At 71.0% G+C, this 23,733-nt stretch carries 21 protein-coding genes; 6 read left to right on the top strand and 15 right to left on the bottom strand.

Annotated features, from left to right (window positions below; all coding sequences use genetic code 11):
• Positions 1 to 12 precede the first annotated feature (12 nt).
• On the bottom strand, positions 13 to 744 hold the full coding sequence (locus OHA88_RS33395; protein ID WP_267005738.1) for a DUF7873 family protein: 732 nt from the start codon (positions 742 to 744) through the stop codon (positions 13 to 15).
• 265 nt (positions 745 to 1,009) lie between these two features.
• Between OHA88_RS33395 and OHA88_RS33390 the strand changes: the two genes are divergently transcribed.
• Positions 1,010 to 1,480 carry a DUF3574 domain-containing protein gene (locus OHA88_RS33390; RefSeq protein WP_328628235.1) on the top strand — a complete coding sequence of 157 codons (471 nt, stop codon included), beginning with the start codon at positions 1,010 to 1,012 and terminating at the stop codon, positions 1,478 to 1,480.
• Between the two features lie 72 nt (positions 1,481 to 1,552).
• On the opposite strand, the gene OHA88_RS33385 is transcribed toward OHA88_RS33390, so the two are convergent.
• The 3 genes from OHA88_RS33385 to OHA88_RS33375 form a co-directional block, all read right to left on the bottom strand.
• Positions 1,553 to 2,851, bottom strand: a complete 1,299-nt coding sequence (locus tag OHA88_RS33385; protein ID WP_328628234.1) for an SWIM zinc finger family protein — start codon at positions 2,849 to 2,851, stop codon at positions 1,553 to 1,555.
• The gene (locus tag OHA88_RS33380; RefSeq protein WP_328628233.1) at positions 2,848 to 5,817 is read right to left on the bottom strand and encodes a DEAD/DEAH box helicase; all 2,970 of its coding nucleotides are present in this window, start codon (positions 5,815 to 5,817) and stop codon (positions 2,848 to 2,850) included. Before OHA88_RS33380 ends, OHA88_RS33385 begins: the two co-directional genes overlap by 4 nt.
• Before the next feature lie 100 nt (positions 5,818 to 5,917).
• Positions 5,918 to 6,853 (bottom strand): slipin family protein, encoded by a 936-nt coding sequence (locus OHA88_RS33375; protein WP_328628232.1) that lies wholly within the window; start codon positions 6,851 to 6,853, stop codon positions 5,918 to 5,920.
• 193 nt (positions 6,854 to 7,046) lie between these two features.
• Here OHA88_RS33375 and OHA88_RS33370 point away from each other — a divergent pair, with 193 nt between their 5' ends.
• Positions 7,047 to 7,394: a hypothetical protein gene (locus OHA88_RS33370; protein ID WP_328628231.1), complete on the top strand. Its 348-nt coding sequence runs from the start codon at positions 7,047 to 7,049 to the stop codon at positions 7,392 to 7,394.
• A gap of 31 nt (positions 7,395 to 7,425) precedes the next feature.
• On the opposite strand, the gene OHA88_RS33365 is transcribed toward OHA88_RS33370, so the two are convergent.
• The 3 genes from OHA88_RS33365 to OHA88_RS33355 all read right to left on the bottom strand — a co-directional run bounded on the left by OHA88_RS33365 (position 7,426) and on the right by OHA88_RS33355 (position 9,861).
• Positions 7,426 to 7,866, bottom strand: coding sequence for a DoxX family protein (locus tag OHA88_RS33365; protein ID WP_328628230.1), 441 nt, complete (start codon positions 7,864 to 7,866; stop codon positions 7,426 to 7,428).
• Positions 7,867 to 7,981: 115 nt separating this feature from the next.
• Entirely contained in the window at positions 7,982 to 8,677 is a 696-nt protein-coding gene (locus OHA88_RS33360) for a class I SAM-dependent methyltransferase (protein WP_328628229.1), read from the bottom strand.
• Between the two features lie 65 nt (positions 8,678 to 8,742).
• The gene (locus OHA88_RS33355; protein WP_328628228.1) at positions 8,743 to 9,861 is read right to left on the bottom strand and encodes an ADP-ribosylglycohydrolase family protein; all 1,119 of its coding nucleotides are present in this window, start codon (positions 9,859 to 9,861) and stop codon (positions 8,743 to 8,745) included.
• Positions 9,862 to 9,939: 78 nt separating this feature from the next.
• Here OHA88_RS33355 and OHA88_RS33350 point away from each other — a divergent pair, with 78 nt between their 5' ends.
• The gene (locus OHA88_RS33350) at positions 9,940 to 10,218 is read left to right on the top strand and encodes a DUF6343 family protein (protein ID WP_326603064.1); all 279 of its coding nucleotides are present in this window, start codon (positions 9,940 to 9,942) and stop codon (positions 10,216 to 10,218) included.
• A 72-nt stretch (positions 10,219 to 10,290) separates the two neighbouring features.
• Here the strand turns inward: OHA88_RS33350 and OHA88_RS33345 are convergent, their stop codons facing one another.
• The 4 genes from OHA88_RS33345 to OHA88_RS33330 all read right to left on the bottom strand — a co-directional run bounded on the left by OHA88_RS33345 (position 10,291) and on the right by OHA88_RS33330 (position 13,967).
• On the bottom strand, positions 10,291 to 10,659 hold the full coding sequence (locus tag OHA88_RS33345) for a tetratricopeptide repeat protein (RefSeq protein ID WP_267005728.1): 369 nt from the start codon (positions 10,657 to 10,659) through the stop codon (positions 10,291 to 10,293).
• A 68-nt stretch (positions 10,660 to 10,727) separates the two neighbouring features.
• Entirely contained in the window at positions 10,728 to 11,330 is a 603-nt protein-coding gene (gene coaE, locus OHA88_RS33340) for a dephospho-CoA kinase (RefSeq protein ID WP_328628227.1), read from the bottom strand.
• A 91-nt stretch (positions 11,331 to 11,421) separates the two neighbouring features.
• Positions 11,422 to 12,360 (bottom strand): PAC2 family protein, encoded by a 939-nt coding sequence (locus OHA88_RS33335; RefSeq protein WP_267005726.1) that lies wholly within the window; start codon positions 12,358 to 12,360, stop codon positions 11,422 to 11,424.
• 83 nt (positions 12,361 to 12,443) lie between these two features.
• Complete coding sequence (locus tag OHA88_RS33330) at positions 12,444 to 13,967, bottom strand: flavin monoamine oxidase family protein (RefSeq protein WP_328629855.1); 1,524 nt, start codon at positions 13,965 to 13,967, stop codon at positions 12,444 to 12,446.
• Between the two features lie 338 nt (positions 13,968 to 14,305).
• On the opposite strand from OHA88_RS33330, the gene OHA88_RS33325 reads away from it, so the two are divergent.
• Positions 14,306 to 15,268: a right-handed parallel beta-helix repeat-containing protein gene (locus OHA88_RS33325; protein WP_328628226.1), complete on the top strand. Its 963-nt coding sequence runs from the start codon at positions 14,306 to 14,308 to the stop codon at positions 15,266 to 15,268.
• 95 nt (positions 15,269 to 15,363) lie between these two features.
• Here the strand turns inward: OHA88_RS33325 and rpsA are convergent, their stop codons facing one another.
• The gene (gene rpsA / locus OHA88_RS33320; protein WP_328628225.1) at positions 15,364 to 16,878 is read right to left on the bottom strand and encodes a 30S ribosomal protein S1; all 1,515 of its coding nucleotides are present in this window, start codon (positions 16,876 to 16,878) and stop codon (positions 15,364 to 15,366) included.
• Positions 16,879 to 17,275: 397 nt separating this feature from the next.
• Here rpsA and OHA88_RS33315 point away from each other — a divergent pair, with 397 nt between their 5' ends.
• On the top strand, positions 17,276 to 18,088 hold the full coding sequence (locus OHA88_RS33315; RefSeq protein ID WP_328628224.1) for a class I SAM-dependent methyltransferase: 813 nt from the start codon (positions 17,276 to 17,278) through the stop codon (positions 18,086 to 18,088).
• A 103-nt stretch (positions 18,089 to 18,191) separates the two neighbouring features.
• A complete protein-coding gene (gene hrpB / locus OHA88_RS33310; protein ID WP_328628223.1) occupies positions 18,192 to 20,699 on the top strand; it encodes an ATP-dependent helicase HrpB in 2,508 nt (835 codons plus the stop codon).
• Here hrpB and OHA88_RS33305 read toward each other — a convergent pair.
• The 3 genes from OHA88_RS33305 to OHA88_RS33295 form a co-directional block, all read right to left on the bottom strand.
• A complete protein-coding gene (locus tag OHA88_RS33305; protein ID WP_328628222.1) occupies positions 20,686 to 21,696 on the bottom strand; it encodes a DUF3068 domain-containing protein in 1,011 nt (336 codons plus the stop codon). The two genes, hrpB and OHA88_RS33305, sit on opposite strands and share 14 nt — an antisense overlap.
• A gap of 12 nt (positions 21,697 to 21,708) precedes the next feature.
• On the bottom strand, positions 21,709 to 21,846 hold the full coding sequence (locus tag OHA88_RS33300; protein WP_107055348.1) for an SPW_0924 family protein: 138 nt from the start codon (positions 21,844 to 21,846) through the stop codon (positions 21,709 to 21,711).
• Between the two features lie 143 nt (positions 21,847 to 21,989).
• The gene (locus tag OHA88_RS33295; protein WP_328628221.1) at positions 21,990 to 23,654 is read right to left on the bottom strand and encodes a lytic transglycosylase domain-containing protein; all 1,665 of its coding nucleotides are present in this window, start codon (positions 23,652 to 23,654) and stop codon (positions 21,990 to 21,992) included.
• Positions 23,655 to 23,733: the final 79 nt, after the last annotated feature.

The raw sequence follows: 23,733 nt of genomic DNA, 5'->3' as shown, positions 1-23,733 counted from the left end.
ATCCATGGTCGGCTACCCGAAGAGGTAACCGAATACCGCGTCACCCACCCGCTGGTCGGTGACCTCCACGCCGTTGGCCTCCTCGCGGGCGAACTTCACGGCCTGCTGGAGCTTCTCCACCCGGTCCAGGAGTTCATTGATGCGCCGCGCAGGAAGAGCCCCGGAGAACTTCACGGTCGTCCAGTAACCGATCGGAACGTCCTCGTAGTACACCTCGACCTGCGCCGGGTGCTTCTCGGTGGCCTCCGCCTTCACATGGTTGCGGGGCACCTTCTTCGTACGGAGCGTCCGGACCGGCTCGGTCTTCCAGGAGTCCGTCGACGGGTCCTGCGTCCACGCCTCGGCGGCGTCGAGCACCGGCAGCTTGCGCACAAACGTGTTGATGTCCGTCAGCTGCTTCTCGAGGAAGAGCAGATACGACACCGGCACATCGGCGACGAGCACCCGGCCGTCGACCTTCACGTCGGCGCGGGCCGCACAGTTCGCCCAGTCCTTCGTGGCGGTCACATCGAAGAGCCGGGTCAGCGTCGCCGCGGTGTCCCGCAGCACGTCCTCGGCCTTGATCTGCACCAGTGTCGACTCCGGCGGAAGCTGCTCACCCTCCTCGTCCTTCGGCTGATAGGTCCGGGAGATCCCGGCCAGCAGCCCGGCCTTCTGGAGGCCGTGATGCGCCGCCGTCAGGTCCTGGTGAGCCTTGGACTTGACGCCTTTCTCCACTGCGATGATCTGATTGAGTTTCGCCACATCGAGGAAGTTAGCACCGGCAATCCGCCCCGTACGAAGGGTTTTTGCGGCCGTACTCCGCCTCCCGCGCAGCTGCCTTCACCGGTACGGGTGGTTTCCACCCGATGCCCATGTCCTGCCGCTCTCCGGTGGGGGCCGCTTGCCACAGTGAGCCGCGCGCAGTCCGCGCCCGCCCCTCCGAAAGGCCCCTCCGTTGCCGCTCCTCCCCCACTCGACCGGTCACCACAGCAACGACAGCACCGACGCCGGTGACAGCCGACGCGGCTTGAAGCAACACACCGCGCTGACCGCGGCGGCCACTGCCCTCGCCGTACTGACCGTGGGCACACCCGTCGCCTACGCCACACTGGGCAACGGATCGCCCGCCGCCTCGCAGTCCGCTCCATCGGGTGTCGCCGCCCGCGGCAAGGCCTACATCGAGACCAGGCTCTTCTTCGGTACGGAACGCCCGGACGGCGGACCCGATGTGACCGATCAGCAGTTCCTGGCCTTCGTCGACGAGGAGGTCACCCCGCGCTTCCCCAGGGGCCTGACCATCCAGGACGGCCGCGGTCAGTGGCGGGACTCCCACGGGGTGATCGAGCGGGAGCGCAGTTACGAACTGATCCTGCTCTACCCGGCGACCGAGGCACGCCTTCGCGACCAGCAGATCGAACGGATCCGCAACGCGTACGAGAACGCCTACGCCCAGGACTCGGTGGCCCGGCTGGAAGAGCGCACGACCGCCGACTTCTGACGAGACCCGAGCCGGCCCCACGGGCCGCCGCCCACCTGAACGCCGGCTGCCGGGGCCAGGGGGCGCCGGTGGTCAGCGGCCGAGCAGCGCCGTGAGAGTGCCCACCGGGTCCACGTCCGGCATGGAACGGGGCCACCAGTCGTCCTTGCCCGGGTCCGATTCATAGCCGTACCAGCGGCCGTCGTGGCCGAAGCGGAGCTGAATTGTTCCGGCGGGGTGCGTGAGGTGGTTGCGCCAGGGCTGGAAGCGGGGGAAGTCGGCGGCCGCGAGGGCGGGGCGGGCCCGGTCGAAGGGGCCGGCCGGGGGGTCCCAGGGTATTTCCAGGACCTCCAGGCCCTCGGCGCCGCCCTGGCGCCAAGCTGCGACGGCGCGGGCCAGGTCGGTGGTGGTACGGCCGGTGGCGAAAGCCAGTTCCCGGTAGAGGGCGCGGGTGGTGGCGGTGAGTCCGGCGGTGGGTCGGGCAGCGGCCAGCCGGACGGCGTCCTGCCAGGGCGTGATCCCGGAGAGGGGGTCCTGGCCGGTGGTGAGGAGGGCGTGCGCGCGGGCGGCCGCGTCCGTGGCGAGGTGGTCGAGCGAGAGCGGGTCGCGGGCGCCGGGCAGCGGCGGGTACGAGGGTGGCTGGCCGGGCTGCGACGGTACCGGGAGCGGGGCGGGCAGCGGCGGGAGGAAGCGGCCGGCCAGGGCCTCGCGCGCCGGTACGGAGGGGGTGGTGGGGGCCGTGGGGCGTTCCCGGGCACCGTGCGCCGCGCTGCGCCGGCCCAGCTCCTCGACGAGTTCGCGCTCACCGCGGCCGCGCAGCAGCAGGAGGACGAACGGGTCGGTGTCCAGCAGGCGGGCCATCTGGTAGCAGAGGGCGGCGACATGCTTGCAGGGCCAGCCGTGGTCGGGGCAGGAGCAGCTCGGGTCGAGGTCGTTCGCGGCGGGCAGCAGTCCGGTGCCCGCCTCGGCCGCCGTGTCGACGAGGGTGTGCGGCATCTCCTTGGCGAGCAGCGCGGCGAGATGGTCGGGCCGGGCGGCGACGGCGTCGAGGAAGGTGTCCCAGCCGGTGTCGGTGAGGGGGCGCAGCCGCAGCTCGGCGCGGTACGGACGGGGGCGGCTGCCCTGGACGTAGGCGACGACGCGGCCGGGGGTGACGGTGATCGCGGCGACATGGCCGCTGTCGGCGTAGGTACGGCCGCGGGCGAGCCGGCCCTCGTCCATCGACAGGGACTCCAGCGCCGCCACCCAGGACCGCCCCCACCAGGTGTCCGCGAACGGTTCGTCGCCGTGGGACGTGCGGGGCGGAACGGCCTCGAAGGTGCGCCGCAGGTCGTCGGGGCCGGGGCGGGCCCTGACGTACGACGGGGACGAGGGCTGGGAGCGGGGGCTCATGACGGCCTCCGGAGCGCGACGAGATCGGCGAGGTCGCGGTCGCTGAGCTCGGTCAGCGCGGTCTCTCCGGTGCCGAGGACCGCGTCGGCCAGGGCCTGCTTGGCCGCCAGCATCTCGCCGATCCGGTCCTCGACGGTGCCTTCCGCGATCAGCCGGTGAACCTGGACGGGCTGTGTCTGCCCGATGCGGTACGCACGGTCCGTGGCCTGTTCCTCGACGGCCGGGTTCCACCAGCGGTCGTAGTGGATGACGTGGGCGGCGCGGGTGAGGTTCAGCCCGGTGCCGGCCGCCTTGAGGGAGAGCAGGAAGACGGGTACTTCGCCGGACTGGAAGCGGTCCACCATCCGTTCCCGCTCGGCCACCGGTGTTCCGCCGTGCAGGAGCTGGGAGGGGACGGCGCGCGAGGCGAGGTGCGCGGAGAGGAGCCGGGCCATCGTCACGTACTGGGTGAAGATCAGCACGGAGCCGTCCTCGGCGAGGATCGTGTCGAGCAGCTCGTCGAGCAGGGCGAGCTTGCCGGAGCGGCCGATGAGGCGGGTCGGTTCCTCCTTCAGATACTGCGCCGGGTGGTTGCAGATCTGCTTGAGCGAGGCCAGCAGCTTCATGATCAGACCGCGGCGGGCGATGCCCTCCGAGGCTTCGATGAACGCCATGGTCTCGCGCACCGCCGCCTCGTAGAGCGTGGCCTGTTCGCGGGTGAGGAAGACGGGGTGGTCGGTCTCCGTCTTGGGCGGCAGCTCCGGGGCGATGCCCGGGTCGGACTTCTTGCGGCGCAGCAGGAACGGCCTGACCAGCCGGGAAAGGCGCTCGACCGCGTCGTCGTTACCGAGTCCTGCCGCGGTGCCGGTGTTCTCGACGATCCGGGCGTGCCGGGCACGGAACGCCTTGAGCGGGCCGAGCAGTCCGGGGGTGGTCCAGTCGAGCAGGGCCCAGAGCTCGGAGAGGTTGTTCTCCACGGGGGTGCCGGTGAGGGCGATCCTGGCCGGTGCCGGGATGGTGCGCAGCGCCTTCGCCGTGGAGGAGTGCGGGTTCTTCACATGCTGCGCCTCGTCGGCCACGACAAGTCCCCAGCTGTGGGCGGCGAGTTGGGTCGCGCTGGAGCGCATCGTGCCGTACGTGGTGAGGACGAAGCCGCCGTCGGGGTCGTCGAGCGTGCGGCCGGTGCCGTGGAAGCGGCGCACGGGGACACCGGGGGCGAAGCGGTTGATCTCGCGGTGCCAGTTGCCGAGGAGGGAGGCGGGACAGATCACCAGGGTGGGTGCGGGTTGCGCGCGGTGCAGATGGAGGGCGATGACGGTGATGGTCTTGCCGAGTCCCATGTCGTCGGCGAGGCAGCCGCCGAGGCCCAGCGATGTCATGCGGTCCAGCCAGGCCAGGCCGCGCAGTTGGTAGTCGCGGAGCGTGGCATCGAGCCCGGGCGGCGGTGCGACGGCCGTGTCGTCGGCGAGGATGCGGGTACGGAGCTCGGCGAGGGCACCGGCCGGCACCGCCTCGACCTGCTCGCCGTCCACCTCCGCGCTGCCGGTCAGCGCGACGGCGAGGGCGTCCACCGGATCGAGCAGCCCGAGCTCCCGCTTGCGCGCCTTGCGTACGAGCGCGGGGTCGACGACGACCCACTGGTCCCGCAGGCGCACCACCGGCCGATGGGCCTCCGCGAGGATGTCCATCTCCCGCTCGGTGAGCTGTTCGTCGCCGAGGGACAACTGCCAGTTGAAGGCGAAGAGCTGCTCGGCGTCGAAGAACGAGGTGCCGTCGGTGGCCGAGCCGGGTGCGGGCCGGACCACGGCGGCGGCGGTCAGCGAACGCACGAGCTCACGCGGCCAGTGGACGCTCACCCCGGCCTGCGCCAGCCGCGCCCCGGCGTCGCTCAGTAGCTCGTACAGCTCGTCCTCGGTCAGGGCGAGCACATCGGGGACCGGCTGGTCCAGCAGCCGTTCCAACGGCGCCCAGACGCGGGCGGCACGGCGCAGCGCGAGCACGGCGTCGATCCTGGCCCGGGGACCGAACGGCTCTCCTCCGCCGCCGTTCCATAGTGCGGCGGCGTCGATGACGTACGTCGGGTCGGCCAGGCTGTGCACCTGCGTGATCGCCGCGGCGGCGTGCCGGGCGGCGCCCGGGTGGACCTCCGCGGAGCTCCCGGAGGCCTCGGGCCCGTCGGCACCGGCGGCGGTTCCGTCGGCCGCGTCCTCGGCGTCGGGGTTGCCGTAGGTGTCGGCCGTGTCGAAGAGCTCGTACGCCGACAGGTCGAGGCGGAGCGATACCCGTACCCCCGCGTCCAGACCGGCCGCGACCTCGACGGCCCAGTCTCGGGCCCGGGGCAGATGCTGGGCCTCGCGGGCCGCGAAGGGGGCACCCGTCGCGTACGCCGCGGCGGGCGTCCGGGGCAGGGTGTCGGCGACCGCGTCGAGGAAGGCGCCGAGCAGCGACTCGGGGTCGGGGAGCCGGAGCGGTGTGCGGTCAGGAAGCGGGACGGCGTAGGCCTCGGGCGGCATGGCGGCGGCGACCGCCCGCAGATGGGCGATGTCCTCGGCGTCGCGCGGTCCGGCCCGCCAGGCGTCGTGGTCGTCGGCCGTCAGGCCGGGGACCAGCCTGCCGCGCGCCACCAGGTTGAGCGCATGGAGTGCGGCCGCGCCCCAGCAGCGCGCGGCCGGGTGGGCGGACTGCTGATGCCGGGCGCGGGCCAGCAGGGGCACGGCATCGGCGACGGGCAGCAGCACGGCGGGTACCGTCCGGCGGCGGACGTCGTCCTGCTCTCCGTGGCGTCGTACCACCGTGATCTCGGCGGTCTCGGCCGCAGTCTGTTCGTGGGCGCCGCCGATCGCCGGTAGCGGTCCGCCGTCCGGGTCCCAGAAGGCGACGCGTCCCTCTCTCGGCAGTGGGGCGGGCAGGAAGACGGCAGCACAACGCAGGAGGCGGGCAGTTGCCGCGTCCTGCGTCTGTTGCTGTACGTGTGGTGCCGAGGTCATCGCTCCCCTCCCGTCCCGCCCTTGATCGTCCGATCCTCTCTGTCTCTGCGAGTCTAGGCGGGGGGTGTGACAACCGGTCTCGCACCGGTATTCGCGCAGGTCAGTGCCTGGCCAGCGGCTTGGAGCGAGTGACCCGCGCGGGCCCGGAAGGGGTGGGTGCGGCGGCGGGCGCAGGCGACACAGGCGGCGGCTGCTGTGGCTGCTGCGACGGTTGTTGCTCGGGCTGTTGTTGCTGAGGCTGCGGCTGGAGTTGCGCCTGCTGCTGCGTCGATACGGGCTGCTGGGCCCGCTCCAGGAAGCGGAGCAGCTCCACCGGGAACGGCAGCACCAGCGTGGAGTTCTTCTCCGCGGCGACCGCGACCACGGTCTGCAGCAGTCGTAGCTGGAGCGCGGCCGGCTGGGAGGACATCTCCTTCGCCGCCTCGGCCAGCTTCTTCGATGCCTGGAGCTCCGCGTCCGCGTTGATGACACGCGCGCGCCGCTCCCGGTCGGCCTCGGCCTGACGCGCCATGGAGCGTTTCATCGTCTCCGGCAGCGATACGTCCTTGATCTCCACCCGGTCGATCTGGACGCCCCATCCCACGGCCGGACTGTCGATCATGAGCTCCAGCCCCTGGTTCAGCTTCTCCCGGTTGGACAGCAGATCGTCCAGGTCGCTCTTGCCGATGATCGAGCGCAAGGATGTCTGCGCCATCTGCGACACCGCGAACCGGTAGTCCTCGACCTCCACGACCGCGCTGGCCGCGTCGACCACCTTGAAGTAGATGACCGCGTCCACCCGCACCGTCACGTTGTCCCGCGTGATGCCGTCCTGTGCGGGCACCGGCATCGTCACGATCTGCATGTTGACCTTGTGCAGCCGCTCGATACCGGGAAGCACCATGGTGAATCCGGGTCCGCGCACATCGTTGCGCAGCCTGCCCAGCCTCAGCACGACGCCCCGTTCGTACTGCTTGACGACCTTCGCAGCCGCGGCCACATAGACCGCCCCCACGGACGCCACCGTCACTACGGCGACCATCAGTTCTTGGACCATGACGGCCCCCTGCCAGCCGGACACATGCGACTCTTGCCGCTATTACCACGTTATGCCCCATATGAACACCAGGCGAACATGGGTCCGATCCACGGTCACCCGGCAGGCCGCGCACCGGATGCCGGGGCGGCCGCGAGGGGGCAGCGTGACTAGCGGTACAGATGAGCCGGACGACACAGACGAGGACCCGCCCATGCCCGTGATCGATCACCGACGCCGCCGTCTCGGCATCGCCGCCGGGACCGCGCTCCTGACCCTCACCGTCGCGGGCTGCTCCGGCCTCGGCCGCACCGCGGTCGGGCCGGTCACCTACGTCACCGAGCGGGACGCCGTGATCATGCTGAACAGCCCCTCCGTGAAAGGCTGCCACCGGCTCGCTCCGGCGGGCGCCAAAGAAGTGCTGAACGGGACCCTGATCGACATCATCCTGTACCGCACGCCCAACTGCACGGGTCCGGGGACGACGTATGTCGCCACCACGCTCGCCGACGTCAATCCGCCGAGCGCTCTCCCCTGGCGCAGCTTCAGCACGGTCCACTGACGGGCGCGGGGCCCACGCCCCGCCGATGTCCCTAAGCGCGCCGACGCACGAGCGCGATCAGCCGTGCCGTGCTCTCCTGCCGGTCCCGGGCGATCAGGACGACCAGCACGATGAGCAGCGCCGGCATGATCGCGTTCACCGGGTCGAGCAGCGTGAGCTGGACGACGGACGCTCCGGCCAGCAACCCGACGAAGGCGATCGCCGCCACCCCGGACAGCAGGGGCACCAGCAGGGCGACGGCGCCCGCCATCTCCAGGGCTCCGATGACGTACATCGCACCATGGCTCCAGCCCATCCGGTCGAAGGACTCGATCGCGGACTCATGGGCGATCAGCTTGGCGAACGCGCTGAAGGCGAAGAACAGGGCGAGCACGACCCGTGCGACGGTGAGCGCGACCGCACCCCGGCTGCGTGCCGCGGGCGCGGTCGTCCCGGTGGTGGTGGCAGTGGTGTTCGTCGTGGTCTCGGACATCCGGGTCTCCTCGGGAAGCGTCGCGCGGTGTTGCGTACGCAAGGAAAGACCCCGCAGCGGTCCGGAACTCATCGCTTCCGGACGGACGGTCTTCTCGGTCCCGTCGCCCCGGCGACTACCTGGGCACCGCCCTTACCCACACCCCGTCATCCGTCAGATAGCGGTCGACGGCGAGTCCCGCCGCCTCCAGGTGTCCCTCGAACTGTTCCTTCGTCAGCTCCCGCGACAGGAACGTCTGGGTCCATCGCGCATCGTCGAAGATGTACTCCGCGTGCACCGAGTTCACCCCGTCGCCGACGGGGTCCGCCGAGACGATCCGCACGGTGTATCCAGCCGGATCGACCCGCTCCCGCGGCAGATCGGTGTGGTAGTCGGCGCCCTCGCGCTGAAGGAGTACGACGCCGCCGTCCCTGACGTATCTCCGGCAGGTCCGCAGCATGGCGTCGCGCACCCGGTGCTCGCTCGTGTGCACCAGGAACGACGCCAGCATCACCACGTCGAACGTCTCGCCGCCGAGCTCGAGCGACTCGATGGGGCTCCGCACCGTGCGCGCGCCCCGAATGTGTTCCAGCATCTGCGCCGACTCGTCCACGGCCGTGACCTCGAAGCCGCGTGCGACCAGCGGATGGGTCACCCGGCCCGCCCCGCAGCCGAGCTCCAGAATGCTCGCACCGGCGGGTACCGCCGCCTCGATCACGTCCGGTTCGGCCCCGACGGACAGCCGCGCGTACAGCTCGACCGCGCAGCCGTCCGGTGTGATCGAGCCGGGCCCCGTCCCCGAATATCCCTCACGCACCAGTGATCCACTCATGTACAGCCGAACGAACGGCCGTTGGGCACCGTTCCCGGTCCGGGTGGGGGCAGGGGGAAGACCCGTCAGCACACCGGATAGCGCTCCTGCGGCCACTCCACCGCCTGCTCGAACTCCAGACACAGATCGTCGGCCAGCTCGGCGATCACTCCCCGCCCCTCCGTCAGCACCAGCCAGGACGGCGGGAGTTGCACGTCTGCGTGGCGGGCGCCGAGCAGATTTCCGCAGACCGAACCGGTGGAGTCGCTGTCGCCCGAGTGGTTGACCGAGAGCAGCAGCGCCCGAGCGACCTGGTCGGCGTCCGGCAGCACCAGGGCGCAGTACACGGCAATGGCGAGGGCCTCCTCGGCCACCCAGCCCGCGCCCAGTGACTCCACCTTCTCGGCGGTCGGCGCGCCCTGCGCGGCCAGGTCGACAGCCGCGCGCAGCGCCACCGTCGTCTCCTCGTGCCCCGGGTGGCGGGCCAGCAGCTCCATGGCCCGGAGCACGGCACCCGCCATCGAGTCGCCCTCCATCAGATGGGCGATGATCGCGGCGAACGCACCGGCAGCGTACGCACCGGTCAGGTGCCCGTGAGTGATCTGCGCGCACCGGTACGCCAGCCCGAACCCGGTCTCCGCTCCCTCACCGATCAGGCCGAAGGGCGCGGACCGCATCACCGTGCCGCATCCCTTGGACCCGGTGTTGACCGGCCCGGGACGGCCGAACGGACCCGCCGGGTCGGGGATGTGCTCGGCGGCGAGCCCGGTCAGGCAGGCGTTGCCCGGGGCACGGCGCGCGTACAGGAAGCGCTGCTGCCGCAGCCACCCGGTCCGCACGGGGTCGTCCCCGCCGCGGGCCGGTGGTGCGGGGTGGTTCTGGGTGTCGAGCCAGCGCAGATAGGCGTTGCGTACGAGGGCGGTCTCGGCGCCGCCGATGCCCTTCGACATCGCCCGGGAGTGCGCCCTGATCAGCCCTTCGGCGGTGAACAGGGTCATCTGCGTGTCGTCGGTGATCCGGCCGACGGCCCCGTCCGCGTCCGCGACGAGTCCCCGGACGCCGTCCTCTCCGTACGCCCTGCGGATGCCGGCGAGCGAGAGGAACTCCACCGGGTTGCCCAGTGCGTCCCCGATCGCACCGCCCAGCAGCGACCCGCGGACCCGGGCCCTGCGGGCGGCGCTGTTCCGCCATGGTGTGCCGTTCACGGACGGTCCCCCACAATCTGTCTCGACGTGCCTCAAAACCGCAGTCGTGGGTCCATCCTGGTAGGAGAGGCGATCGCCATGCGTACCGGTAACGAACCGATGACTGCACGCAGCCCCCTGCGACTGCGGCTGTGCCTGAGTCTATGGGGCATGGCCTGGGCCCTTTTCGGCCTGACGGCCTTCTCCCTGGTCGACCGTCCGGGCTGGGCCGTGGCCTGCGGACTGCTGCTCCTGCTGACGCTGGTGGATCTTGCGGTGATCGTCCACCACATCCACCAGGGCCCGCACTACCAGCCGGGCCGCAACATCCCCCCGTACGAGCCGGACCACGGCGGACGCCGCCGGTACGGACACTGAAGCCTCGGTTCGGTTCCGGCGGCGCGTGTACGCACCGGTTCCGGCGCAGCTACGCGCGACGGGCCGAGGCCGTCAGGCGCCCGCGTCGAAGCGGGCCGCCCGCAGGTACTCCGGGTTCGGGTCGAGGGCGGCGGCCAGCCGGAAGTGGCGCACGGCTGCTTCCGAGCGGCCGGAGCGCTGGAAGGTTCGGGCCAGCGCGAAGTGTGCGAACGCGTTGTCCGGTTCGCGCTCCAGAACGAGTTCGAATTCGAGCTCGGCGGGGCGCAGTTGGGCGGCGGCGAAGAAGGCGCGGGCCCGCAGCAGACGGGCGGCCGTGTTCTCCGGATGGGCTGCGATCACCGAGTCCAGGAGCTTGACCGCACCCCGTGGATCGCGCGCGGCCAGCAGGCGTTCGGCCGCGCGGAAGTCTATGACATGGGTTTCCGGGGTCCTCTCGGGCACGCTCGCATCCTTCCCTTCGCTTCCGGCTTTCCAACGTCCCGCCGGGTACCGGTATTCCGGTCCGGTGGTCAGCCGGCCGCCGCCCGCCGGGTCAGCTCCGCCCAGACCTTGCGGACCTGCGGCTCCAGCGCCCCGAGCGGCCCGTCGTTGTCGATGATCAGATCGGCGACGGCGCGGCGCTGCTCGCGGGTGGCCTGCGCGGCCATCCGGGCGCGGGCCTCGGACTCCGTCATTCCGCGCAGCCGTACGAGCCGGTCGAGCTGGGTCTCCGGGGTGGCGTCCACGACCACGACCAGGTCGTAGAGCGGGGCGAGGCCGTTCTCGGTGAGGAGGGGGACGTCATGGACGACGACGGAGTCGGGGCCTGCGGCACGCTCCAGCTCGGCGGAGCGTGCACCGACCAGCGGGTGGACGATCGCATTGAGGGTGGCGAGCCGGTCCGCGTCGGAGAAGACGATCGAGCCGAGCTTCGGCCGGTCCAGGGTGCCGTCGGCGGTGAGGATGCCTTCGCCGAACGCGTCGACGACGGCCGCGAGTCCGGGGGTCCCGGGCTCGACGACCTCGCGCGCGATCCTGTCGGCGTCGATCAGCACGGCCCCGTACGAGACCAGCAGCCGTGACACTTCGCTCTTGCCGGCGCCGATACCACCGGTCAGGCCTACTTTCAGCATGGTCGGCAGCCTAATGCGCGACCCCCGGCCGGTCATGGCCCGGTCACGGCGCACCCGCCCGCCAGGGCACGGCATCGCCCGCGCCGATCCGTCAGGCGTCGCCCTCCCGCTCGGCGAGGAACCGCTCGAATTCGAGGCCGATCTCGTCGGCCGACGGCAGGTCGACCGATTCCGCGACCAGGTTGCCGCGCGTCTCGGAGCCCGCGATCGCGTCGTACTGGTGCTCGAGCCCCTCGACGAGCGAGACGAGCTCCTCGTCGCCCTGGTCGATCTGGCGGTCGATCTCGGTCTGTGTGCGGTGCGCCTCCGTGCGCAGCGAGTGGGCGATGCTCGGCAGGACCAGTCCGGTCGCGGCCGTGATCGCCTCCAGCGCGGTGAGCGCGGCGTCCGGGTAGGCGGAGCGGGCGACGTAGTGCGGCACGTGGGTGGCGACACCGAGGACGTCGTGTCCGGCCTGCATCAGCCGGTACTCCACCAGGGCCTCGGCGGAGCCGGGGACCTGCGCCTCGTCGAACGGGCTGCGGTGGCCCGGCATCAGGTCCGTGCGGTTGCCGTGCGGGGTGATGCCGACCGGGCGCGTGTGCGGGACGCCCATCGGGATGCCGTGGAAGTTGACGGAGAGGCGGACGCCCAGCCGCTCGACGATCTGCTCGACGGCTGCGGCGAACCTCTCCCACTCCACGTCCGGCTCGGGCCCGGACAGCAGCAGGAAAGGCGCCCCGGTGGCGTCCTGGACCACCCGGACGTCCAGCGTCGGGGTCTCGTACCCCGACCAGCGGTCACGCTTGAACGTCAGCAGCGGGCGCCGTGCGCGGTAGTCGACGAGCCTGTCGTGGTCGAAGCGGGCCACGACCTGGTGCGGCAGCGATTCGAGCAGGCCGTCCACGATCTGCTCGCCCGTCTCACCCGCGTCGATGTATCCCTCGAAGTGGTAGAGCATGACCAGGCCGGCCGACTCCTGGGCGAGCGCCATGTCGACGACGGCCAGGCCCTTCGGCTCCCATTCGTACAAACTCTGCGGATCAGGCACGGTTACCGCTCCTCCTCGTGTTCCTAGGGAAGAACGTCCGAAAGGGCACGGGCATTCCCTGCACGTGCCCTTTCACAGGGTGTTTACGCCAGGACGCGCGTGTGCAGTGCGGTGACCGCCTTCCGTGCGGAACTGAAGGCGCCGTGCTGCCAGGCGTCGGCGTAGCTCAGGTAGTCACCGGCGAAGTAGACGCGTCCGGCGGCCTGGTTGAGCGGCGCGAAGACGGGGGCGTCGGGGCCACCGGCCAGCGAGTGCCAGGCGGCCTCCAGGTGCGGGGTCTGACGCCAGTGGTGGGAGAAGGACGAGGCGAGTTCCGTGCGGTACTTCTCGCCGTGGATCTTCACGCCCTGGGCGACGGCACGCGCCTCCCGCTCGCTCGGGGTGAGTGCGGCGTACGCGTCGGCCTGCGCACCGTAGTTGTAGTACCCGATGAGAGTGCCGCGCGCGCCGTTGTGACCGTACGACGGGTACCAGATGTGTGACAGATCCATGTCGGTCTCGGTGATGCCGCCGTAGATCCGGTGGTCGGTCTCCCACCAGCGGCTGCGGTACTCCAGGCCGATCTTGCCGGCCGAGGACGGCTTGCAGGCCTCCAGCGCGGTCTGTACGGCGGGGCCGAGGTTGTGGGCGGTCTTGGCGAGGATGTTGGGCGGCAGGGCGGCGATGCAGTAGTCCGCGTCGATGGTGCGGGTGTGTCCGTCCTGGGTGTACGTGACGGTGACGCCGTGAGCCGTGTCGGTGATTTTGCTGACGGCGGCTCCGGTGCGGATCCTGCGCTCACCTATCGCCCGGGTGAGGGCTGCGGGTATCCGGTCCATACCGCCGACCGGCTGGAACATCAGCATGGCCTGGTCGTACTCGAACTCGAAGGAGAAGTAGCGTCCGACGCCGCTCGCGAAGACCTCGGAGGCGGACGGTACGGAGCCGAGTTCCTCGCCGGGGGTTCCGGCGGCAGCGGGGTCGACGCGGTACCCGCGCCGGGCGCTGCCGGTGTAGTCGAGCGTGTCGCCGATGTCTCCGAAGTCCTTGAGGAATTCCAGGAGTCGCTCCTGGTCGTCCACGGTGATCCGACGGTCGAGGGCGCCCTTGTCGGTGGCCTTGGCGAGGAGTTCGGCCACATAGCCGTACACATCGGCCTTGGCGGTGCGGTAGCGGACCGGCGCCTTCATGCCGGCCTTCTCGTTGAAGATATAGGCGTTGGCGTTCACATTGGTGAACACCTCGATGGGGACGCCGAGTTCGCGACAGTAGTCGAGGGTGACCATCCATTGCGGAATCCGGGCGGGTCCCGCGTTCATGTACTGCCCGTCGCTGAAGCGGGCGGTCTGCCGGTTGCCATGGATGTCGGTGGTGGAATCGCCGCCGCGCACGGTGAAGTTGCGCCCGCCGGTACGGCTCCGCGCCTCCAGGACCGTACAGTCGTAGCCGGCCTTGCCCAGCTCGTATGCGGCAGCGAGTCCGGCGATGCCGCCGCCGACGACGACGACCTTGGCCGCCCCCTTCCCCTTCAGCGTGAAGTCACCCTTGCTCGGGGCGTGGAAGGCGGGTTCGCGTTGTGCGGCCTGGGCAGTGGGGGCGAGGCCGAGGGCTCCCATGGTCGCGAACATCGCGCCCGCCCCACCGGTGATCCCGACCTGGCGCAGAAAGCTGCGGCGGCTCGCGCCCGTCGCCGAGGGCGAGTTGTTCGAAGTGTGCGTCATGTCCCGGCTCCCGTTCAGATCTTGACGTTGCCGGGATCCTGGCAAGCGCGTGTTACGGCCCGTCAGTTACTCGTGTATCCCGCACGTTTCTCTCTGTTCACCGCGCGACGGCGGTAGCCGAACAATGGTCCAGACCTTGACAGGGGCACGCCCCATCCCTACCGTCACTGGGCAGCACGTTCAGACATACGCCCCATATTCATGTACAAGAACGGCTCGCACTCCTTCGACGGGAAGGCACCCCCATGCGTACCCGCACGCTGCTCCCCGCCCTGCTGGCCACGGCGCTCGCCACCGGAGGCCTGACTCCCGTCTCCGCCACCGCCGCCGGCGCCGCCACGGTCATCGACGTGAGCACCGCCGCCCAGCTCAAGACGGCCCTGGCCGCAGCGGTCCCCGGCAACACGATCCGGCTCGCCGACGGCACGTACACCGGCAACTTCAAGGCGACCGCCCCCGGCACCGCCTCCGCCCGGATCACCCTCACCGGCTCGGCCGGGGCGGTCCTCACCGCAGCCGGCGGCTACGGGCTCCACCTCAACGGTGCCTCCTACTGGACCGTCCAGGGCGTCACCGTCACCGGCGGCCAGAAAGGCATCATGGCCGACGCCGCCAACGGCGTCGTCATCGACTCGGTGACCGTGCACGACCTGGACATGGAGGGCGTGCACTTCCGCAAGTCCAGCACGAACGGCGTCATCAGGAACTCGCGGATCTACGACACCGGGCACGACGGCCGCGGCATGGGCGAGGGCGTCTACGTCGGCACGGCCGGTGATCTCACCGACCGCAGCGACCAGGTGCAGATCCTGAACAACACGATCGGGCCGGGCGTCGGCGGGGAGAACGTCGACATCAAGGAAGGCACCACCGGAGCGAAGATCATCGGCAACACCTTCGACGGCAGCGGGCTGACCGGCGCCAACTACGACGACTCCTGGGTCGACGTGAAGGGCAATGACGTCCTGGTCGAGGGCAACACGGGCTCCCGTACGACCGACAACGGCTTCGAGACCCACACCCAGCAGAGCGGCTGGGGCTGCGGCACCGTGTTCCGCGACAACACCTCGGACCTGTCCGGCTCCACGGGCGACAAGCGGATCGCCTTCAACGTCACCAACTACAGCGCGAGCTGCCCGACCACCGTCTACAGCAGCAACACGGTCACCGGCGGCAACGGCCTGACCAACATCACGGTCACGCCGTAACCCCGGCCGCGAAAACGAGTGAGGCCCGCTCCCCGAAGGGAGCGGGCCTCACTCGTCAGCTACTGCAGTCGATGACCGACCGGAGGGTCAGAGCGTCAGCTCTGGCCGCCCGCCAGCTTCTCGCGCAGGGCAGCCAGGGCCTCGTCCGACGCCAGGGCGCCGGAGTTGTCCGCGGACTCCGAGGAGTACGAGCCGCCGCCACCGGTGCCACCCGAGGCAGCCGGGGTACCGCCGGCCGGGGCAGCAGCGCCCTCGGCCGCAGCGGCCTCGTCGGCCTCGCGGGACTTGATGACCTGGGCCTGGTGCTGCTCGAAGCGCTGCTGCGCCTCGGCGTACTGCGTCTCCCACGCCTCGCGCTGGGTCTCGTAGCCCTCGAGCCAGTCGTTGGTCTCGGGGTCGAAGCCCTCGGGGTAGATGTAGTTGCCCTGGTCGTCGTAGGACGCGGCCATGCCGTACAGGGTCGGGTCGAACTCGACCGACGCCGGGTCGGCACCGAAGGACTCGTTGGCCTGCTTCAGCGAGAGGCTGATGCGACGACGCTCGAGGTCGATGTCGATGACCTTGACGAAGATCTCGTCGTTGACCTGGACGACCTGCTCCGGGATCTCCACGTGGCGCTCGGCCAGCTCGGAGATGTGGACCAGACCCTCGATGCCCTCGTCGACGCGCACGAACGCACCGAACGGAACGAGCTTCGTGACCTTACCGGGAACGACCTGCCCGATCTGGTGCGTACGGGCGAACTGCTGCCACGGGTCTTCCTGCGTCGCCTTGAGCGACAGCGAGACGCGCTCGCGGTCCATGTCGACGTCGAGAACCTCGACGGTGACTTCCTGGCCGACCTCGACAACCTCGGAGGGGTGGTCGATGTGCTTCCAGGAGAGCTCGGAGACGTGCACGAGACCGTCGACGCCACCGAGGTCCACGAACGCACCGAAGTTGACGATCGAGGAGACGACGCCGGAGCGGACCTGGCCCTTCTGCAGGGTCGTGAGGAAGGTCTGACGGACCTCGCTCTGGGTCTGCTCGAGCCAGGCACGGCGGGACAGGACCACGTTGTTGCGGTTCTTGTCCAGCTCGATGATCTTCGCCTCGAGCTCCTTGCCCACGTAGGGCTGAAGGTCGCGGACACGACGCATCTCGACGAGCGACGCCGGGAGGAAGCCACGGAGGCCGATGTCGAGGATGAGACCACCCTTGACGACCTCGATGACGGTACCGGTGACGATGCCGTCTTCTTCCTTGATCTTCTCGATGGTGCCCCAGGCACGCTCGTACTGAGCGCGCTTCTTCGAGAGGATCAGGCGGCCTTCCTTGTCCTCCTTCTGGAGAACCAGGGCCTCGATCTCGTCGCCGACCTTGACGACCTCGTTCGGGTCGACGTCGTGCTTGATCGAGAGCTCGCGGCTCGGGATGACGCCTTCGGTCTTGTAACCGATGTCGAGGAGAACCTCGTCCCGGTCAACCTTGACGATGACACCGTCAACGATGTCGCCGTCGTTGAAGTACTTGATCGTCTCGTCGATCGCCGCGAGGAACGCGTCCGCGTCGCCGATGTCGTTGACCGCAACCTGCGGAGTGGTGGCGGTGGTCTCGGTGCTGCTCGTCATGTGGGAAAGGGCTCCGGTACGGACAGTGAGTCGTAGGTACTGCTACGCCGTGAGCCCGTATCGCCTCTGCAGAAGCCGGACAGCCTGGGAAGCGCCCGACCCGCGAGCGGGAGGCGCCTCGTGAACCGAGGGGACATACAACAGACGCAAGCGCGGCCTGCTAGGTCTGAGGCGCGCAGGCTCGCAGCGCAACTTGTAGCATACGGGGGCAGCCGGGCAGGGTCAATGCGCGAAGGCGGACACCCGGGGCACAAAGGCCCAAACCCGACACAATTCTTGTTCTCCGAGGCCACATCGGCCCCGGCCGTGTTGCGTGAGTACGGTTCCGTACTCACAAGTACCCCCAAGGTACGTACCGCGTGCAACGGGGTGAAGGCAAACTACAACGACGGACACGATGAGCCAAGAGATCTACACCGCCGAACCCGAAGCGACACGCCGCAGCGCCGGGAAAGCGGAGAGCAGCCGGGCCAGTCGCGGCTGGTGGGACCGGCACGCCGACGAGTACCAGAGCGACCACGGCGCCTTCCTCGGCGACGACCGTTTCGTCTGGGGTCCGGAAGGTCTCGACGAGGCCGACGCCGGTCTGCTCGGACCCGCCGAGTCGCTGAGCGGCCTGGCCGTCCTGGAGATCGGCGCGGGCGCGGCGCAGTGCTCGCGCTGGCTGGCGGCCCGCGGCGCCCGCCCCGTCGCCCTCGACCTCTCCCACCGCCAGCTCCAGCACGCGCTGCGGATCGGCGGCGGGGTGCCGCTCGTGGAGGCGGATGCCGGGGTGCTGCCGTTCCGGGACGGCTCCTTCGACCTGGCCTGCTCCGCCTACGGTGCGGTGCCGTTCGTCGCCGACCCGGTCCAGGTCTTCCGCGAGGTGCACCGGGTGCTGCGCCCGGGGGGCCGCTGGGTCTTCTCGGTGACGCACCCGATCCGCTGGGCGTTCCCCGACGAGCCGGGCCCCGAGGGCCTGTCGGTCGCCGCCTCGTACTTCGACCGCACTCCGTACGTCGAGCAGGACGAGCAGGGCAACGCCGTGTACGTCGAGCACCACCGGACGGTGGGCGACCGGGTGCGGGACGTGGTGGCCGGCGGGTTCCGGCTGCTCGACCTGGTCGAGCCGGAGTGGCCGGCCTGGAACGACCAGGAGTGGGGCGGCTGGTCCCCGCTGCGCGGAAACCTGATCCCGGGCACGGCAATCTTCGTCTGCGTACGCGACTGAGCATTCCTGCCGCACGGCGTACGGGACCCGTGCGCCGACCAGGTCCTACCGGACTGAGCGCCCGCCGTGCGGTACCGGGCGCCGGTCGTACGAGACTGGGGGCGTGATCCGTACCGACGCCCTCGACCGGCTGCCCGTCCGTACCGCCGTGCCCGCGCTCCGGCAGGCGCTCGACGACCGGGGTGTCGCGGTGCTCTGCGCACCGCCCGGCACCGGCAAGACGACGCTGGTCCCGCTGGTCCTCGCGGGCCTGGTCGGCGGCGGGCCCGCGCGCCGTGTGGTGGTCGCCGAGCCGCGCCGGATCGCTGCCCGCGCGGCGGCGCGGCGGATGGCGTGGCTCCTCGGGGAGCAGACCGGGCGGCGCGTCGGGTTCACCGTCCGCGGGGAGCGTGTCGTGGGGCGCGACACGGTGGTGGAGGTCGTGACCACCGGCGTGCTCCTGCAACGGCTCCAGCGCGACCAGGAGCTCGCCGGGGTCGATGCGGTGATCATCGACGAGTGCCACGAACGGCATCTGGACGCGGACACGGTCGCCGCGTTCCTCCTCGATGTACGGGAGGCGATCCGGCCCGATCTGCGGCTGGTCGCCGCGTCGGCGACGACGGACGCGCAGGGCTGGGCCCGGCTGCTCGGTGACGCACCGGTCGTCGAGGCGCAGGGCGTGTCGCACCCGGTGGAGGTGGTGTGGGCCCCGCCGGTGAGGCCGGTCAGGCCGCCGCACGGGATGCGGGTCGACCCGGCGCTGCTGACGCATGTCGCCTCGATGGTGCGCCGGGCGCTCGCGGAGCGGGACGGCGATGTGCTGTGTTTCCTGCCGGGCGTCGGTGAGATCGGCCGCGTCGCGGGACAGCTGGCGGGGGTGCCCGCAGAGGTTCTGCAGGTGCACGGGCGGGCTCCGGCGGCGGTGCAGGACGCCGTGCTGGCGGGTTCGTCGGAAGGCCGCCGGGTGGTGCTCGCGACCTCCGTCGCCGAGTCGTCGCTGACCGTGCCGGGGGTGCGGATCGTCGTCGATTCGGGCCTGGCCAGGGAACCGCGTACCGATCATGCGCGCGGGCTGAGCGCGCTGACGACGGTACGGGCCTCGCAGGCGGCGGGGAGGCAGCGGGCGGGCCGGGCCGGGCGTGAGGCACCGGGCGCGGTGTACCGGTGCTGGGAGCAGGGGGAGGACGGGCGGCTGGCGCGATTCCCGTCGCCGGAGATCAAGGTGGCCGATCTGGCGGCGTTCGCGCTGCAGGCGGCGTGCTGGGGCGATCCGGACGCGTCGGGTCTGGCGCTCCTGGATCCGCCGCCGGCCGGAGCGATGGGCGTGGCCCGCGAGACGCTGACGGCGGTCGGCGCGGTGGACGCGGACGGCCGGGTGACCGACCGGGGCGTACGGATGTCCCGGCTGGGTCTGCATCCGCGGCTCGCGCGGGCGCTCCTGGACGGTGCGGCCGAGGTCGGCAGCCGCCGGGCGGCCGAGGTGGTGGCGCTGCTGAGCGAGGAGCCGCCGCGGGAGTACGGGGACGATCTGGCGGCCGCACTGCGTACCGCACGACGGGGCGGGGACGGCTATGCCGCGCGCTGGCGGCAGGAGGTACGGCGGCTGTCGTCGTCCATCGAGAGCAGCGGCGAGGGATCCGGCCGGGGTGGTTCGGACGATGCGGCCGTCGGCCTGGTGGCGGCGCTGGCGTTTCCGGAGCGGGTGGCGCGGGCCCGCGGCGAAGGGGCCTTCCTGATGGCGTCGGGGACCGGCGCGGAGCTGCGGGACGGGTCCCGGCTGCGCAGTGCGCCGTGGCTGGCCGTCGCGGTCGCGGACCGGCCGGCGCACGCGGCGTCCGCCCGGGTGCGGCTCGCCGCCGTCATCGACGAGGACACGGCGCGGCTGGCCGCCGGGCATCTGCGGTTCTCCGGTGAGGAGGTCCGCTGGGTGGACGGCGATGTGGTGGCGCGCTCGGTGGAACGGCTGGGCGCCGTCGAACTGTCGGCGCGCGCGCTGAAGCAGCCGAGGCCCGAGCTGGTGCGGGCGGCGCTGGTGGACGGGCTCGGGCGCGAGGGGCTCGGGCTGCTGCGCTGGAGCCGGGAGACCGGGCAGCTGCGCGAGCGGCTCGCCTTTCTGCACCGGGAGCTGGGCACCCCGTGGCCGGATGTGTCGGACGGTGCGCTGCTGGCCCGTACCGAGGAGTGGCTGGAGCCCGAACTGTCCCGGGCCCGCCGCCGCTCCGACCTGGCGAGGATCGACGCCGGGCAGGCGCTGCGGCGGCTCCTGCCGTGGGCGACCGGCGAGGCGGCCCGGCTGGACGAGCTGGCACCGGAGCGCATCGAGGTGCCGAGCGGGTCGCGGATCCGGGTGGAGTACGGCGGCGATCAGCCCGTGCTTGCGGTGAAGCTCCAGGAGCTGTTCGGTCTCACCGAGACACCGAAGGTGGCCGGGGTGCCCGTCCTCGTCCATCTGCTCTCCCCCGCGGGCCGCCCGGCGGCGGTCACCGCGGATCTGGCGTCGTTCTGGCGGGACGGATACCGGGCGGTGCGGGCGGAGCTGCGCGGCCGCTACCCGAAGCATCCGTGGCCGGAGGACCCGACGACGGTGGAGGCGACCCGGTACACGTCGGCACGGCTCAGGCGGGAGTAGGCGCCGGATCCGGGGCGGGTGCGGCGGCCGGCTCCGGCTGCCGGCCGCCCGGCCGCCGGGACCGCGCCTCCAGCCACAGCGCGAGCGTGAGCAGCCCGGCGGCGAGCACCAGGAAGCCCCAGGGCAGGTACGAGGTGAGCAGCAGGATCAGCACCCGCTGGGACTTCACCAGGGCGACGGTGTACTCGATGTAGTCCTCGCGCATCTTCACGTGCCCGGCGAACGCGGTGACCGTGTCCTGGGGCATGCCCATCGCCTTCGCGTTGCGGAGCTCCTCCTTGTGGATCTCCTCGCCGTTGACGGGTGCGCCGGTGACCGGGTCGACCCAGAACATCCGCTTGGTGGTGTACCAGCGGGTCATGCCCGTCTTGGCGACCTGCTCGGGGGTGACGCCCTTGATCGGCATCTTCTTCGGCATCGGGACCTCGGTCCACGGGATGGTCTGCTCGAAGTAGTAGACGTCCATGCCGCGGAACTTCCGGGTGCCCTTGTAGTGGATGGGCGAGGTGGTGCGGCTCTGGGCGTCGAAGTACTCGTAGTCGCGCTTCTGGGTGAGGAAGGGCCACTTGAACTCGATGCCCTGGCGCTCGACCGGGTCGCCGTCGACCATCTCGCCGGTGGCGTGGACGGGGGCCTGGCTGTGCGCGTCGAAGATGTAGCGCTCGGGGATCTCCGAGACCATCTTGCCGTTCGGGTCGACGACGTAGCTGAGGCCGTCCCAGACGACGACGTCGCGGCCGGCGCTGCGCTCGATCTTCTCGGACGCCTCCACGTTGCCCTTGAGGGTCTGCACGATGGTGACCTTGGGGACCTGCTTGACCTTCATGCCGTCGTTGTAGTCGAGGAGGGTGGCGGGCTTCGCCTCCAGCACCATCTCCTGGTACTGGCTCGGGGGGATCTTCGCCAGCCTCGGAAAGGCGTACCAGCGCAGCAGGGGTGACAGGGCGGCGAAGAACACGGCGAAGGCCAGGAGTACGAGGCCGGCTCGGCGGCGCATGGCGCCCTCCCTCTACTTCTTGGGGCCGGGGACGGTGGTCAGCAGGGGTTGGGGCGAGGTCTCGCCGGGGGGTGCGCCGATCGCGCTGATGGTGAACACGAGGGCGAGGGCCGCGGCCAGCCCGATGGCGGCGGCGATGACGGCACGCATGCTCGGCCTCCCGGAGAGCGCTGATCTGATGGGTCGTCAGGATTGGGGCACCGTAGCAACGCGGGCGCGAGATGAGAACACGTGGAGCAGCCCCTGTGCCGGGTGGTGGCACAGGGGCTGCTCGGTGAACGCGGTGCGGGGCGTCAGGCGGCGGGCGCCTCGACCGTGAGCTCGATGACGACTGTGGCGCCGCCCTCGGTGGTCAGGCGGAGCTTGTACGTGCCCGCGGTGCCGTCGGCGTAGATCTTCGGGAGCTGCAGCGTGCCGTCGGCGCGGGTCTTCAGCTCCGTCAGGGTGCGGACCGTGCTGCCGTCCGCGTCCTTGAAGTACGGGCCCTTGTCGTTCTCGGCCGGAGTGTCCCCGTCGGTGATCATCGTGGCGGTGACGGCGACACCGGACGCGATCGCGCCCTTGTAGGTGGCCTTGACCTCGACGGCGTCGGCGAACTCGGCGCCCGGCGCCGCGGTCAGCGCCTTGTCGTCGGTCCGGGCGATGGCGTCGGCCTGCCGGGCGGTGACGGTCGCGGTGTAGGCGACGGCGGGCAGCGAGCGGCCGGTGGCGATGGCCCGGACCGTGAACTCGCCCGTCGTCTCGCCCGCCTGCAGCACCGGTGCGGTCACCGTGCCGTCGGATCCGGTGGCCAGGGTGACCGCGTTCTTCCCGCCCTCGAAGCGGGCGTCCGTGTCACCGGCGATGGTGAACGTCACGGACACCTTGGCGAGCGGCCCGCCGAGGCTGTTCTTCGCCCGCACCTTGATCCGCTCGGCGAACGCGTCGCCCGCGGTGGCGGTCAGCGCACCGGTGCCCGCGTTCTCCACACCGGCGAGCGTCTGGGACGGCTTGGGGGGCTGGGTGGGCGGCGGGGTGGAGGGCTTCGGGTCGGTCGAACCGCCGCCCGGTTTCGGCGGCTTCGAGTCCGGCTTCGGCTTCGCGGGCGGGGTCGGGGACGGCGAGGTGCCGGGGTTCGGGCTCGGGTCCGTACCACCGTCGAGGGGCGGCGGGACGACGCCGGTGCCGTCGGGGACCTCGTGCGTGCCGCGCTTGTAGTAGTCGAACCAGGAGCGGACCGTACGAAGGTATTCGTTCGAGTGGTTGTAGCTGAGGACCGCCCGGTCGAGATCGGCCGCGATCGCCAGATCACGGGAGCCGGCGCAGAGATAGTGCCCGGCGGCGAGCGCAGCGTCATAGATGTTGTTGGGGTCCTTGCGGCCGTCGTCGTTGCCGTCCTGGCCCCAGGTCGCCCATGTCGACGGGATGAACTGCATCGGGCCGACCGCACGGTCGTGCGTCGAGTCCCCGTCGTACGCCCCGTTGTCGGTGTCCTTGATCATCGCGAAGCCCTGGCCGTTGAGGACCGGGCCGAGGATCGGGGAGAACGTGGTGCCGTTCGCGTCGACCCGGCCGCCGCGGGCCTGGCCGGACTCCACCTTGCCGATCGCGGCGAGGAGTTGCCACGGCAGCCGGCAGGCCGCGTCGCTGCTCGCGATGGACTGCTGAGCCTTCTTGTACGCGGCCAGGACCGAGGCCGGTATGCCGGACTCCGCACTGCCGGTGATCGGCAGATTGGTCGACGTACCGGGCTTGTTGGGGGTGACCAGCGGCGGCAGGTCCGTGTAGTACGGCGAGTTGCCGGTGGCCGCACTGTCGTCGGACGGCGCGGATCCGGCTGCGCGCTGGTCACCGCCGCCACCGTCCGATGCGAGCACTGCCCCGGGGCCCTGTGACGCGGAGAGCGCCGCCACAGCAACTGCGGCCACCGCAGTAGTGGTCGCCCCTCGGCGCAGTCGGCGACCGAATTGCGCTGCCATACGTCTGGTCCCTCCCCATCGACGGCTGCCCGCGCTCCCCAGCGCGAGGACTCAGGCGACCCTACGGCAACTTGCGCCG

It is taken from the genome of Streptomyces sp. NBC_00353 (genome assembly GCF_036108815.1).
Lineage (GTDB): Bacteria > Actinomycetota > Actinomycetes > Streptomycetales > Streptomycetaceae > Streptomyces.
This window is presented reverse-complemented; position numbering and strand designations above follow the sequence as displayed.

Coding starts and splice junctions, on each gene's coding strand:
- OHA88_RS33305 (WP_328628222.1), bottom strand. CDS start 21,696: ATGCGCCGCCGAGCCGGCCTCGTACTCCTGGCCTTCGCCGTGTTCTTC.
- OHA88_RS33300 (WP_107055348.1), bottom strand. CDS start 21,846: ATGCGTGCCGTCATCGCCGCCGCCATCGGGCTGGCCGCGGCCCTCGCC.
- OHA88_RS33350 (WP_326603064.1), top strand. CDS start 9,940: ATGCGTACCGGTAACGAACCGATGACTGCACGCAGCCCCCTGCGACTG.
- OHA88_RS33370 (WP_328628231.1), top strand. CDS start 7,047: ATGCCCGTGATCGATCACCGACGCCGCCGTCTCGGCATCGCCGCCGGG.
- OHA88_RS33380 (WP_328628233.1), bottom strand. CDS start 5,817: ATGACCTCGGCACCACACGTACAGCAACAGACGCAGGACGCGGCAACT.
- OHA88_RS33315 (WP_328628224.1), top strand. CDS start 17,276: ATGAGCCAAGAGATCTACACCGCCGAACCCGAAGCGACACGCCGCAGC.
- OHA88_RS33330 (WP_328629855.1), bottom strand. CDS start 13,967: ATGTTCGCGACCATGGGAGCCCTCGGCCTCGCCCCCACTGCCCAGGCC.
- rpsA (WP_328628225.1), bottom strand. CDS start 16,878: ATGACGAGCAGCACCGAGACCACCGCCACCACTCCGCAGGTTGCGGTC.
- coaE (WP_328628227.1), bottom strand. CDS start 11,330: ATGCTGAAAGTAGGCCTGACCGGTGGTATCGGCGCCGGCAAGAGCGAA.
- OHA88_RS33385 (WP_328628234.1), bottom strand. CDS start 2,851: ATGAGCCCCCGCTCCCAGCCCTCGTCCCCGTCGTACGTCAGGGCCCGC.
- OHA88_RS33365 (WP_328628230.1), bottom strand. CDS start 7,866: ATGTCCGAGACCACGACGAACACCACTGCCACCACCACCGGGACGACC.
- OHA88_RS33360 (WP_328628229.1), bottom strand. CDS start 8,677: ATGAGTGGATCACTGGTGCGTGAGGGATATTCGGGGACGGGGCCCGGC.
- OHA88_RS33325 (WP_328628226.1), top strand. CDS start 14,306: ATGCGTACCCGCACGCTGCTCCCCGCCCTGCTGGCCACGGCGCTCGCC.
- OHA88_RS33375 (WP_328628232.1), bottom strand. CDS start 6,853: ATGGTCCAAGAACTGATGGTCGCCGTAGTGACGGTGGCGTCCGTGGGG.
- OHA88_RS33295 (WP_328628221.1), bottom strand. CDS start 23,654: ATGGCAGCGCAATTCGGTCGCCGACTGCGCCGAGGGGCGACCACTACT.